The sequence below is a fragment of the Azospirillum sp. genome, assembly GCF_035628975.1.
Classification (GTDB): Bacteria; Pseudomonadota; Alphaproteobacteria; order Azospirillales; family Azospirillaceae; genus Azospirillum.
Genome location: NZ_DASPIS010000043.1, coordinates 17,523 through 29,918, shown reverse-complemented (window position 1 = coordinate 29,918; position 12,396 = coordinate 17,523). Strand labels below are relative to the sequence as shown.

The following is a 12,396-nucleotide window of genomic DNA, read 5'->3' as shown; positions in this document are numbered from 1 at the left end:
GCGTCACTCCGCAAAGGTCAGGTGGAGGTTGAGGTGCGCGTCGACGCGGGCGTCGGTCCCGGCGGGGATTGCGAAGGTGGTGTCCTCCTGGGCGACGATGGCCGGCCCCTGGAAGCGCGCCCCGGCCTGCAAGTCCGCGCGGCGGTACAGCCCGACCGGGGTCACGACGCCGCCGGTGAAGACCGGAACGGTCCGCTCTGCCGACGCGGCGCGCAGCTCGTCCGGCGCGGTGGGGAAGTGCAGGGCCGGGCCGTTGCCGATGGCCGACAGGCGCAGATTGACGATCTCGATCCGCCCATCCGGGTCGTCGAAGTCGTAGAGCCGCGCGTGGGCCGCGTGGAAGGCGGCGGCGATGGCGCCCGAACCGGAGTTGGGATCGTCGCCATCCAGCCAGGACGGCTGCAACGGCGTCTCGATCTCATAGCTCTGGCCGGCATAGCGCATGTCGGCGACGATCCTCAGCTCGACCGCACCAGAATGCCCCTGGGCGGCGAGCCAGTCGCGCCCTTCCGCGCCCATCGCGGCAAGGGCTTCGCGCAGCGTCGGCATCAGCCCGGAGGACAGTTCCGCAAACAGGGTGCGGACGAAATCGCCGCGCAGGTCGGCGACCAGACCGCCCAGCGCCGACACCACGCCCGGCCAACGCGGAGCGACGACACGCGGCATCCCCAGCTCCCGCGCCAGGAACACCCCCAGCATCGGCCCGCCGCCGCCGAAGGGCATCAGCGCGAAATCCCGCACGTCGACGCCGGCGCGCGCGGCCATCTTCTCGACCTCCGCGAACATCTCCGACACGGCGACGTCGAGGATGGCCTGGGCGGTGGCCTCGACCGAGCGGCCCAGTTCGTCGGCCAGCCGCCGGACGGCGGCGCGGGCGAGGTCGGCGTCCATCCGCAGCTGCCCATAGGCCATCTGGCTGTGGCCGAGCCAGCCGCACACCACCATGGCGTCGGTCACCGTCGCCCATTCGCCGCCACGGCCGTAGCAGGACGGGCCGGGCGTCGAGCCGGCGGATTCAGGGCCGACGCGCAGCACCCCCTGCCCGTCGACGCTGGCGATCGACCCGCCGCCGATGCCGATGGAGCTGACCGACACCGAGGGGATGTGCAGCGGAAACTCGCCGATCATCTCGCCGGTGCCGAACTGGGCCTGACCGTCGATGATCAGGGCGAAATCGGCGGAGGTCCCGCCGATGTCGAGCGTCAGGATGCGCGGTTCCCCCGCCTGCCTGGCCAGCCACGCCGCGCCGTTGACGCCCGAGGCGGCGCCGGACAGCAGCATGTGGACGCAAGCCCGCTTGCCCTCCGCCGCGTTCATCACGCCGCCGTTGGATTTGGTCAGCAGCGGGCGGGCGGGCACCCCGCGTCCGGCCAGCCGCTCCTCCAGGGCCGACAGGTAGCCGGAAATCCGGGGATGGACGTAGGCGTTCAGGATCGCCGTCGTCGTCCGCTCATACTCGCGGATCACCGGCCAGACCTCGGCGGAGGTGAAGACGAACAGGTCGGGGGCCAGCCGGGCGATCTCCTCCTTCACCGCGCTCTCATGGCCGCCGTCGCGCCAGGAATGGAGGAAGGAGACGACGACGCCCACCGCCCCCTTGGTCCTGAGGGCCGCCACGGCATCGGCGACGGCCGCCAAGTCGGGGGCCTGCCGCTCCGTCCCGTCGGACCGCAGGCGGGCGGGAATGCCGAAGATCATGTCGCGTGCGACCAGCTGGTCGGGGCGCGAGCAGAACAGGGAATAGGTGTCCGGCATGCGCAGCCGGGCGAGTTCGATCACATCCTCGAACCCCGCATTGGTCAGCAGCGCCAGCGGCGCGCCCTTCCGCTGGATGACCGTGTTCATCCCCACCGTCGTGCCGTGCACGAAGCGGGTGACGGCGCGCGGGTCCATCCCCTCGCGCTCGGCCAGCAGGGTAAGTCCGGTCATCAGCTCCGCGCCGGGATCGTCCGGCGTCGTCAGCACCTTCAGCGACGCCACCCGGCCGGACCGGGTGTCCAGCGCGCAGAAATCGATGAAGGTTCCGCCGATATCGACGCCGACCTTCCAATCGGCCTCACCCATGCCCCCGTCCATCTTCACTCCCTTCCGCAAATCAGCCTGTGCTGGGCAAAAAGCTGACATGGCGGAGTGAGAGCGGTCTAAGACCCAATGAAAGCAGAGGCATAAGGCGGACTTATGAATGCGGGCTCCGGATGGCCCAGCCCATAGCCCTGCCTTATGGGACCATGCCCAACCCGTCTTTGACCCGGCCGCCGGTCCTGGGCAGCCTGACCGGTGGGGCGGAGCCGCGTCCGCCCGCATGTGGGAGAGGTCGATGAGGGTTATCGTGCTGGGCGGCGGGTTGATGGGATCGGCCGCCGCCTTCTTCCTGGCCCGGCGCGGCCTGCGCGTCACGCTGCTGGAACGCAACCGCGTCGGCTCGGGCGCCACCGTCGCGTCCTTCGGCAACATCCGCCGCAGCGGGCGCTATCTGCCGCAACTGCCGCTCGCCCACCGGTCGCGGGCGCTGTGGGGCGAGGCGGAGCGGCTGCTGGGCCGCGACGTGGAGTTCCGCGCCACCGGCCATCTGCGGCTGGTGTTCGACGAGGACGGCTTGGCCGATATGCGCCGCTACGTCGCCGACGCGCGGCCCTGGGGATTGGAGCTTGAAGAGCTGACGCCGCCGGAGATCCGCCGCCGCTTCCCGGGGCTGGGTCCGGCGGCCATCGCCGCCTCCTTCTCGCCGCAGGACGGCAGCGGCAACCCGCGCCTGATCGCCCCCGCCTTTGCCGATGCCGCCCGCCGACTGGGGGCCGAGATCGTGGAAGACTGCGGCCCGGTGCAGGTATCGGCGACCGGCTCGGGGTTCGAAGCGATGACGCAGCGGGGCCGCTTCACCGCCGATTGCCTGCTGAACGCGGCCGGCGCCTGGGGGGCCCGCGTCGCCGCCGGCTTCGGCGAACCTGTGCCGATGTCGGCCTACGGGCCGCAGATGGGCGTCACCGAACCCCTACCGCACCGAATCCTGCCGGTGGTGGGCATGTGGTCGCGCGCGGGCGGCGACGGCTATCTGCGTCAGGTGGAACGCGGCAACATCGTCTTCGGCGGCGCGGCCGAGCGTGTGGCGGTGCCGCTCGACCCCGGCCACGCCAGGGCGGACCCGGCGCGGCTACCCGGTCAGTTGCGGGGGCTGGTCCGGCTGCTGCCGGCCATCGCCGATGTCACCGTGATCCGCACCTGGTCGGGCTGCGAAGGCTATGTCGCCGACAAGCTGCCTGTGATGGGGCCGTCGGCGACGACGCACGGCCTGTTCCACGCCTTCGGCTTCAGCGGCCACGGCTTCCAACTCGGTCCCGGCGTCGGCGACGTGATGGCGGAGATCATCGCCACCGGGCACACCGACACGCCGCTGCATTATTTCCGCATCGACCGTTTCCAGACCGCCGGCCAGTCGGTCGGCCTGGAAGCGGGACTGTCCTGACCGCGCCGCCGCCTCGGCTTGCGGACCTCAGCGGACAGATTCCAGGGCTTCGGACCGGCTGGTGAACCGGCCGGCCAGAGGGACAACCAGCGCCGAGGCGGCGATGACGAAGGCGCCGGCAAGGCTGACCGGGGACGGCAGCAGGCCGAAGATCAGCGCGTCGAGCATCAGCGCCCACAGCATCGCCGTGTAGTCGAACGGCGCCTGGGTGGAGACCGGCGCGCGGGCCATTGCCTCCGTCATGGTGATGTGCGCCAGACCGCCGGAGACGCCCGCGCCGACGAGGTAAGCGAAGGAATGGCCCGTGGGGGTGATCCAGCCGAACGGCCAGCTCGCCAGGCCGCCGAGCGCACAGAGGAGAGCGAAATAGAAGGCGATGGTCCCCGGCGCCTCGGTCGCGGTCAGCGTCTTGATCTGGACCCGCCCGGCGGCGGTCGCGACGGCCATGGCCAGCCCGGCCGCCACCCCGATGATGGTGTCATGGTCCAGCCTCGGCCCGTCGAAGGCGGGGGCGAGCATCAGGACCACCCCGGCGAAACCGGCCAGCGCCGCACCGATGGCGACGGGGCCCGGCCGTTCCCGCAGGAACAGCATGGCGGCCGGCACGGCGAGCAGCGGTGCCAGGAATCCCAGCGCGGTCGCCAGTGCCAGCGGCAGATAGGCCAGCGAAATGAAGGACAGCACCATCGCCGCGCCGCCATACAGGTTGCGCTTCATATGTCCGACCGGCTGCCGCGTCTTCAAAGCCCGCGGGAATTGCCGGCGCCACATCAGATAGGCGATGATCGGCGGCAGGGCGAAGGCGCTGCGGTAGAAGACGATCTGTCCGATCGGCGCCTCGACCGTGGCCAGCCGGACGAACAGCGACATCACCACGAACAGCCCGGCCGACACCAGCCGGAGCAGCACCCCGTCGCGGATGCCGGCGGAGGATGGCGGCGGTATCGGTTCTGGTACGGGTTCGGGCACGGGTTCGGCGTGAGAGCCGGCGGAGGGGTCCGGCGTCTGTCCCGGCATGAGCGGCGAATCCTTATTCGTGAAGCCGACTTTTCAAGAAGCCGGTGGCGGCTCAACCCAGGGCCTGGGTGGCGAGTGCGAAGGTGATGGGGCGGTCCGGTCCGCGTGTCGCCGGATCGGTCAGCGGCGCGCCCAGCGACATGGTCAGGACCGTGTCCTTGATCCGCATGCCCGACCGGGCGAGGAACAACGGGAAGATTCCTTCGTCCAGATGGGTGTCCAGACGCAGGAAACGGCCGTCATGCTCGTCCACATGGGGGCGGACCACGGCGACGGCGTCCTCGTCCAGCCCGGCGACCACCGGGCCGACGACATGGCCGCGACCGAAGGGACGGCAGAGGGCGAAAGCGGCCAGCACGCCGTCCCGCTCCAGCCCATAGCCGACCGACTGCTCGAACAGCCGTGCGATCAGCCCGGCGCGCGAGGTTCCGAAGGCGCGCTCATCCAGTGCCGTCACCGCCGCCAGATCCGCCGCCGCCAGCCGCCGCACCGGCTCCGCCGAGGGGGGCTGGTCGCTGCGCCGCGCCTCGCCCTGGCACTGGAACACGGTCCGGTGGCCGATGAAACCGAGCGAGCGGTAGAGCGCCAACGCCGCACGGGTGGCGTTGAGCCGGTAGGTCCGTCCCGCCGACGCCGACAGCACCCGCTTCATCAGCCATTCGCCGACCCCCAGCGATTGCAGCCGGGGCGAGGTCATGACCATGCCGATGGTTGCAAAGTCGTCGCCATGGGGAAACCACATCGCCGACGCCAGGACCCGGTCGATCTCGTCCAGCGCGACGAAGCCGTGGCCGACCTCGCGCGCGAACTGCCAATCCTCCGCACGGTGCGGCCAGCCGACCGAGATCGACAGCGCCTGCAGGCGCTCCAGGTCGATATCCGCGACGTCGGCCATCCGCACGTCGAAGGCGTCGACTGTCAGGGAGGGCGGTAACGCACCGTCCCCCGACCCGTCTTCAAGGCCGCGTTCGCTCAATGCTTCCTCCTCCCCGGAGTTTCGATAACGTGAGTCGGTGCTCCTATGGGTCAACCGATATGCCTGAGCCACCAACCGCTCCCCGAGATTACCGGGGCAACCACCGCACAAATCACCGCAAAGCGCCGGGCCGGCACAACAATCATCCAAATCGCCCGTGCATTCAGCATGGAATGGAGCGGGCAGCGGCTAAGATCGTGAGGGCCGCAGCCGCCGGGCCTTTCCGCACAAACTGAAACCGCAACGACCGCCCGCGCCCTCAGAACGGGACGCAGCACGGGACAAGGTGAGGCCGTCATGACCGTGATCGACATCCTGAAGGATCTGATCGCCTTTCCCTCCGTCGTCGGCACCCCCAACGGCGCCATCATCGACGGGATTCGCAGCGTTCTGGAAGCTGCGGGGGTGCGCGTCCGGGTGCTGCCGGGGCCGGAGGGCGACCGCTTCAACCTGTTCGCCACCATAGGTCCGGCGATGGTGCCGGGCTATGTCCTGTCAGGTCACATGGACGTGGTTCCGGCCACAGAACCCGAATGGACCAGCGATCCGTTCCAGCTGCGCGCCGACGGCAACCGGCTTTACGGACGCGGCACCTCGGACATGAAGGGCTTCATCGCCGCGGCGCTGGCGGCCCTGCCCGCCCTGACCGCCGCCCCGCTGGCCCGGCCGATCCACTTCGCCTTCACCTACGACGAGGAGGCCGGCTGCCAGGGCGCGCCGCATCTTCTGCCGCATCTGCCCACCCTGTGCGCGCCGCCGCTGGGCGTCATCGTCGGGGAGCCGAGCGGCCTGCGCGCCGTCCGCGCCCACAAGGGCAAGGCGGCGGCCCGGCTGACCGTGCGCGGACGCTCCGGCCATTCCTCCCGCCCCGACCAGGGGCTGAACGCCATCCACGCCATGGCCGACGCGCTGACCGCAGCCGTCGCCCAGGCCGACCGACTGACCCGGGGGCCGCTGGATTCGGTCTTCGAGCCGCCCTACTCCTCGCTTCAGGTCGGCACCATCCAGGGCGGGCTTGCGGTGAACGTCATCCCCGACACCTGCACCGCCGAGTTCGAAGCCCGCGCCATCGCCGGAATCGACCCCGCGACCCTGCTGGAGCCGGTGCGCGAGGCGGCAGCGCGGCTGGAGGAGCGGGGATTCGCCGTGGACTGGACGCAAACCGGCGCCTATCCCGCCCTGTTCCTGGCCGCCCGCACGCCGCTGGCCCGCCTGCTGGAGGAGCTGACCGGGCAGGAACCGCTGGCCGCCGTCAGCTATGGCACGGAGGCCGGGCTGTACCAGACCGCCGGGATGGACGCGATCATCTGCGGCCCCGGCGACATCGCGCGGGCGCACCGCCCCAACGAACACATCCTCGTCGAGGAACTGAACGCCTGCCAGTCGATGATCGAGGCGCTGGGCCAGCGCTGCCGCCTCTGACCATCGCCGGTATTGCCCGCGCATCGCCAAAGGGACGCACATGACCTTCCTGTTCAATTCGGACGCCGTGCGCGGCGCAGTCTTCGCCAAGGCCTTCGCCAGCGAGCTGCCCGACCTGCCCTTTTCGATGGACCCGGCCACAGTCGATCCCGATGCGGTCCGCTACCTGATCACCTGGACCATCCCGCAAGACCTCGCCCGCTACCGCAATCTGGAGATGGTCTTTTCCATCGGGGCCGGGGTGGACCAGTTCACCATGACCGACCTCCCCGACTCCGTGAAGGTTGTGCGCATGGTGGAGGACGGCATCGTTCGCATGATGCAGGAATATGCCACTCTGGCCGTGCTGACCCTGCATCGCCAGATGCCGGCCTATCGCGCCCAGCAGGCGGACCGCCTCTGGCGCCCCCTGCAGCAGCCGCAAGCGGCAGAGCGGCGGGTCGGCGTGCTGGGGCTGGGCGTGCTGGGTCAGGCGGTGCTGGACCGGCTGAAGCCCTTCGGCTTTCCGCTGTCGGGCTGGAGCCGCTCGCCGCGCCGGCTTGACGGCGTGACGTGCCACCACGGCGCGGACGGCCTCGACGCGATGCTGGCCGACACCGACATCCTGATCGTCCTGCTGCCGCTGACCCCGGACACCCGCGGGTTCCTCGACGCACGGCTGCTCGCCAAGCTGCCCCGCGGCGCGGCGCTGGTCCACACCGGGCGCGGACCGCAGCTCGACCATGCCGCGCTGGTGAGCGCGCTCGACGACGGCCACCTGTCCGGGGCCGTGGTCGACGTCACCGACCCGGAGCCGCTGCCGCCCGACCATCCCTTCTGGGCTCATCCGAAGATCGTGCTGACCCCGCATGTCGCCAGCATCACCCAGCCGGACAGCGCCGCACGGGCCGTCATCACCAACCTCCGCCGGCATTTCGCCGGACAGGACCCGGTCGGGCTCATCGACCGGCGGCGCGGCTACTGACGCCGCGCCCGACCCCTTCCCCCGCGGCGCAGCCGCACATCGCAAGGATTTTCCCATGTCGCTGCTCAAGACCATCGATCCCGCGCCGACCTTCGCCCCGCGCGAGTCCACCCCGGTTCCGGAACGGCTGATCGCCGGGGCGCCCGCCTTCAAGACCTGGGCGCAGGACGCCGCCAAGGACGACACCGTCAAGACCGGCGTCTGGGAAGCCACGCCGGGCGAAACCCGCTCGATCAAGGGCGAGACCTTCGAGTTCTGCCACATCCTGGCCGGCGTCATCGAAATCACGCCGGACGGCGGCGAGCCGGTGGTCTACCGGGCGGGCGACAGCTTCGTCATGAAGCCGGGCTTCACCGGCGTGTGGAAGACCATCGAGACGGTCCGCAAGATCTACATCACCGTCAACTGAGGGTGCGTCATGAGCCTGTCCTTCGACCCGGACCGCCTGCCGCTGCCCATCGGGCACTTCATCGGTGACCGCCTGATTCCGGCGGAGGACGGGCTGCCCATGCATCGCCCATCGGACGGCCGGGCCTATGCCGACTGCCCGGTGGCCTCGTCAGACCTCGTCGACGAGGCGGTCGCCACTGCCCACGCCGCCCTGAAGTCCAGCAACTGGGGCGGCGTGCGCCCGCGCGAACGCACCGCCGTGCTGCAGCGCTGGGCCGCGCTGATCGAGGAGGAGGCGGAAACCCTGGCGAAGGTGGAGGCGCTGTCCTCCACCCGCCCGGTCGGCCAGCTCGTCGCCGGCGATGTGGCGGTGACCGCCGAGCAGATCCGCTTCTTCGCCGAATTCGCCGACAAGGAAGGCGGCGACCTCGCCCCCACCGACGACGGCAGCCTCGGCATGGTGATGACCGAGCCCTACGGCGTCGTCGGCGCCATCACGCCGTGGAACTTCCCGCTGTCGATGGCGGGCTGGAAGCTCGGCCCGGCGCTGGCCGCCGGCAACGCGGTGGTGCTGAAGCCGTCGGAGATGACGCCCTTCTCCACCGTCCTGCTGGCGCAGTTGGCGGTGAAGGCCGGTCTGCCGGCCGGGCTCATCAACATCGTCCTGGGCGACGGCCCGACCACCGGCGCCGCCATCACCCGCCATCCCGGCATCGCCAAGGTCAGCTTCACCGGATCGACGGCGGCGGGATCGGCGATCATGGCCGACATCGCCCGCAGCGGCGTCAAGCCGATGACGCTGGAGCTGGGCGGCAAGAGCCCGCAGATCGTCTTCGCCGACGCCGACCTCGAAAAGGCCGCCGCCGCCATCGCGACCAGCGTGCTGTCGAATGCCGGTCAGGCCTGCGTCGCCGGATCGCGCCTGCTGGTCGAGGCGAAGGTGGCCGGAGCGCTGATCGAGATGATCCTGGGACATGTGCGGGCCGTCCGCCCCGGCCCGACCTGGAACGAGAAGACACGCTATTCCCCCATCATCTCCGAACGGCAGCGCGCCCGCATCCACTCCATCGTCACCGCTTCGCTCGGCGGGCCGGTGGAGTGCCTGACCGGCGGGGCGCCGATGGACGGCGACGGGTATTTCTACGCGCCCACCCTGCTGGCCGGGGTCGATCAAAGCTCCCCCGCCGTGGTGGAGGAGATCTTCGGCCCGGTCCTGACCGTGCAGAGCTTCGATACCGAGGAAGAGGCGATGGCGATGGCCGACCATCCCACCTACGGGCTTGCCGCCGGCCTCTACACCCGCGACCTGTCGCGCGCAATCCGCTTGACCCGACGCCTGCAGGCCGGAACGGTGTGGGTCAACCGCTATGGCCGCTCGCGCGATCACATACTGCCGACCGGCGGCTACAAGCGCTCCGGCATCGGCAAGGACCTGGGGCGCGAGGCCTATCTCGCCAACCGCCGCAGCAAAAGCGTGCTGATCGGCCTGTAATTCGATGAACACTGGTACAAACCGATAGGGGACGTTCGATGAAAACCCACAACATTGCGATCATCAAGGGCGACGGCATCGGACATCCCGTGGTCGACGCCGCCTGGGAGGTTCTGCAGGCCACGGCAAAGCAGTCCGGCTTTGCGCTGGAAGGCACCGAAATGCCCTGGTCCTGCGCCCACTACAAGGAAACCGGCGTGATGATGCCCGCCGACGGCATCGACACGCTGCGCAAGTACGACGCCATCCTGCTGGGTGCGGTCGGCTGGCCGGCGGAGGTGCCGGATGCAGTATCGCTGCACGGGCTGCTGCTGCCCATCCGCAAGGCGTTCGACCAGTACGCCAACGTCCGCCCGCACCGGCTGCTGCCGGGGGTGGAGGGGCCGCTGCGCCGCGGCGGCTTTGACATCCTGTGCATCCGCGAGAACACCGAAGGCGAATATGCCGGCGCCGGCGGGCGCATCCATCAGGGCACGCCGCAGGAAGTGGCGGTGGAGACCGGAATCTTCACCCGCATGGGGGTGGAACGGATCCTGCGTTTCGCCTTCGCCCAGGCGCGGACGCGGCGCGGCAAGCTGGCCTCGGTCACCAAGTCGAATGCGCAGAAATACTCGATGGTGTTCTGGGACGAGATCACCCGCCAATTGGCCGCCGAACATCCGGACGTCGAGGTCACCAGCTATCACGTCGACGCCATGGCGGCGCGCATGGTGACGGCGCCGGAAAGCCTGGACGTCGTCGTCGCCTCCAACCTGTTCGGCGACATCCTCACCGACCTCGGTGCGGCGATCCAGGGCGGGCTGGGCTTCGCCGCCTCGGCCAACCTCAACCCGGACCGCAAGGCGCCGTCGATGTTCGAACCGGTGCATGGCTCGGCCCCCGACATCGCCCATCTCGGCATCGCCAACCCCATCGCCGCCATCTGGTCGGGCGCGATGATGCTGGACCATCTGGGGGAGAAGTCCGCCGCCGACCGCGTCATGGCGGCGCTTGGCGACACCACCGGCCGCGGCATCGGCACGGTTCCCGGCAAGGACAAGACGGACGCGATCACCGCCGCCGTGCTGTCGGCGCTGTCCTGATGCCGGTTGCCCTGATGCCGGTTGCCCTGACCCCCGTCGCCTCGAATTCACCCGCAGCGGAAAACACACGACCATGACCCATCACCTGACGGACCCCTCCCTGTTCCGCGAACAGGGGCTGATCGGCGGGCGCTGGTGCGCCGGGGCGGCCGGCCGGACCATCGACGTCCGGAACCCGGCGACCGGCGGCAGCCTCGGCAGCGTCCCCGACATGGACGGAACCGACGCCCGCGACGCCATCGCCGCCGCGGCCGAGGCCTACCCCGCTTGGCGGCGTCGCACCCATGCCGACCGTGCCGCGCTGCTGGAGCGCTGGCACGCGCTGATGATCGAGAATCTGGAGGATCTGGCCCGCCTCCTGACGCTGGAGCAGGGCAAGCCGCTGGACGAGGCGCGCGGCGAGATCCGCTATGGCGCCTCCTTCGTCAAATGGTTCGCCGAGGAGGCGCGGCGCATCGGCGGCACCACCATCCCCTCCCCGACCCCCGACCGCCGCATCGTCGTGCTGAAGGAGCCGGTCGGCGTCTGCGGCATCATCACGCCGTGGAACTTCCCCAACGCCATGATCACCCGCAAGGTGGCCCCGGCGCTGGCCGCCGGCTGCACCGTGGTGATCAAGCCGTCGGATTTCACGCCCTATTCGGCGCTGGCGCTGGGCGTGCTGGCCGAACGGGCGGGCATCCCGGCGGGCGTGATCAACATCCTGACCGGCCGGCCTGAAGCCATCGGCGAGGAGCTTCTGGCGAACGAGACCGTCCGCAAGATCTCCTTCACCGGCTCCACCCGCGTCGGCTCCCTGCTGATGCGCGGGGCCGCCGCCGGCATCAAGCGGCTGAGCCTGGAGCTGGGCGGCAACGCGCCCTTCATCGTGTTCGACGACGCCGATCTGGATCAGGCGGTGGAGGGTGTGATCCTCTCCAAGTTCCGTAACGGCGGGCAGACCTGCGTCTGCGCCAACCGCATCCTGGTGCAGGCCGGCGTCCACGACGCCTTCCGCGACCGGCTGGTCGACCGCGTCAACGCCATGCGGGTGGGGTCCGGGCTGGAGCCGGGCGTCGCCATCGGCCCGATGATCAACGCCGCCGCCGTCGAGAAGATCGAGCGCCACCTCGACGACGCGCTGTCCAAGGGGGCGAGCATCGCGTCCGCAGCCGCCGTCGCGGCGCAGGGTCCGCAGTTCGTGGCGCCGGTGGTTCTGACCGACGCCACCACCGACATGCTGCTCGCCCATGAGGAGACCTTCGGCCCGGTGGCGCCGCTGTTCCGCTTCGAGACGGAGGAGGAGGCCATCGCGCTCGCCAACGCCACGCCCTTCGGACTGGCCGCTTATTTCTACACGCAGAACCTCGCGCGGTCCTGGCGGGTGGGCGAAGCGCTGGAGGCCGGCATGGTCGGGCTGAACACCGGCATGATTTCCACCGAGGTCGCCCCCTTCGGCGGCGTCAAGCAGTCCGGCCTGGGCCGCGAAGGGGCACAGGTGGGGATCGAGGAATATCTGGAGATGAAGACCTTCCACATCGGCGGGCTGGGGTGACGAAGTCCCCTCTCCCCCCGTTCACGCGCAAACTTTGTTTGCGCTGACGCTACAGG

At 70.1% G+C, this 12,396-nt stretch carries 10 protein-coding genes; 7 read left to right on the top strand and 3 right to left on the bottom strand.

The genetic code is table 11. From position 1 onward, the window contains the following. Positions 1-3: 3 nt before the first annotated feature. The gene (locus VD964_RS09210) at positions 4-2,064 is read right to left on the bottom strand and encodes a hydantoinase/oxoprolinase family protein (RefSeq protein WP_324867809.1); all 2,061 of its coding nucleotides are present in this window, start codon (positions 2,062-2,064) and stop codon (positions 4-6) included. A 253-nt stretch (positions 2,065-2,317) separates the two neighbouring features. On the opposite strand from VD964_RS09210, the gene VD964_RS09205 reads away from it, so the two are divergent. Then, complete coding sequence (locus tag VD964_RS09205; RefSeq protein WP_324867807.1) at positions 2,318-3,463, top strand: FAD-binding oxidoreductase; 1,146 nt, start codon at positions 2,318-2,320, stop codon at positions 3,461-3,463. A gap of 27 nt (positions 3,464-3,490) precedes the next feature. On the opposite strand, the gene VD964_RS09200 is transcribed toward VD964_RS09205, so the two are convergent. Then, on the bottom strand, positions 3,491-4,480 hold the full coding sequence (locus VD964_RS09200) for a DMT family transporter (RefSeq protein WP_324867805.1): 990 nt from the start codon (positions 4,478-4,480) through the stop codon (positions 3,491-3,493). Between the two features lie 52 nt (positions 4,481-4,532). Then, on the bottom strand, positions 4,533-5,456 hold the full coding sequence (locus VD964_RS09195; RefSeq protein ID WP_324867803.1) for a GNAT family N-acetyltransferase: 924 nt from the start codon (positions 5,454-5,456) through the stop codon (positions 4,533-4,535). Positions 5,457-5,753: 297 nt separating this feature from the next. Here VD964_RS09195 and argE point away from each other — a divergent pair, with 297 nt between their 5' ends. From argE to VD964_RS09165, 6 genes are all read left to right on the top strand, one after another. Further along, positions 5,754-6,878: an acetylornithine deacetylase gene (argE, locus tag VD964_RS09190; protein WP_324867801.1), complete on the top strand. Its 1,125-nt coding sequence runs from the start codon at positions 5,754-5,756 to the stop codon at positions 6,876-6,878. 40 nt (positions 6,879-6,918) lie between these two features. After that, complete coding sequence (locus VD964_RS09185) at positions 6,919-7,842, top strand: glyoxylate/hydroxypyruvate reductase A (protein WP_324867799.1); 924 nt, start codon at positions 6,919-6,921, stop codon at positions 7,840-7,842. A gap of 55 nt (positions 7,843-7,897) precedes the next feature. Continuing rightward, a complete protein-coding gene (locus VD964_RS09180) occupies positions 7,898-8,251 on the top strand; it encodes a cupin domain-containing protein (RefSeq protein WP_324867797.1) in 354 nt (117 codons plus the stop codon). 9 nt (positions 8,252-8,260) lie between these two features. Further along, a complete protein-coding gene (locus tag VD964_RS09175) occupies positions 8,261-9,724 on the top strand; it encodes an aldehyde dehydrogenase family protein (RefSeq protein WP_324867795.1) in 1,464 nt (487 codons plus the stop codon). Between the two features lie 38 nt (positions 9,725-9,762). After that, positions 9,763-10,806, top strand: coding sequence for a tartrate dehydrogenase (locus VD964_RS09170; RefSeq protein WP_324867793.1), 1,044 nt, complete (start codon positions 9,763-9,765; stop codon positions 10,804-10,806). 73 nt (positions 10,807-10,879) lie between these two features. Further along, entirely contained in the window at positions 10,880-12,340 is a 1,461-nt protein-coding gene (locus VD964_RS09165; RefSeq protein WP_324867791.1) for an NAD-dependent succinate-semialdehyde dehydrogenase, read from the top strand. Positions 12,341-12,396: the final 56 nt, after the last annotated feature.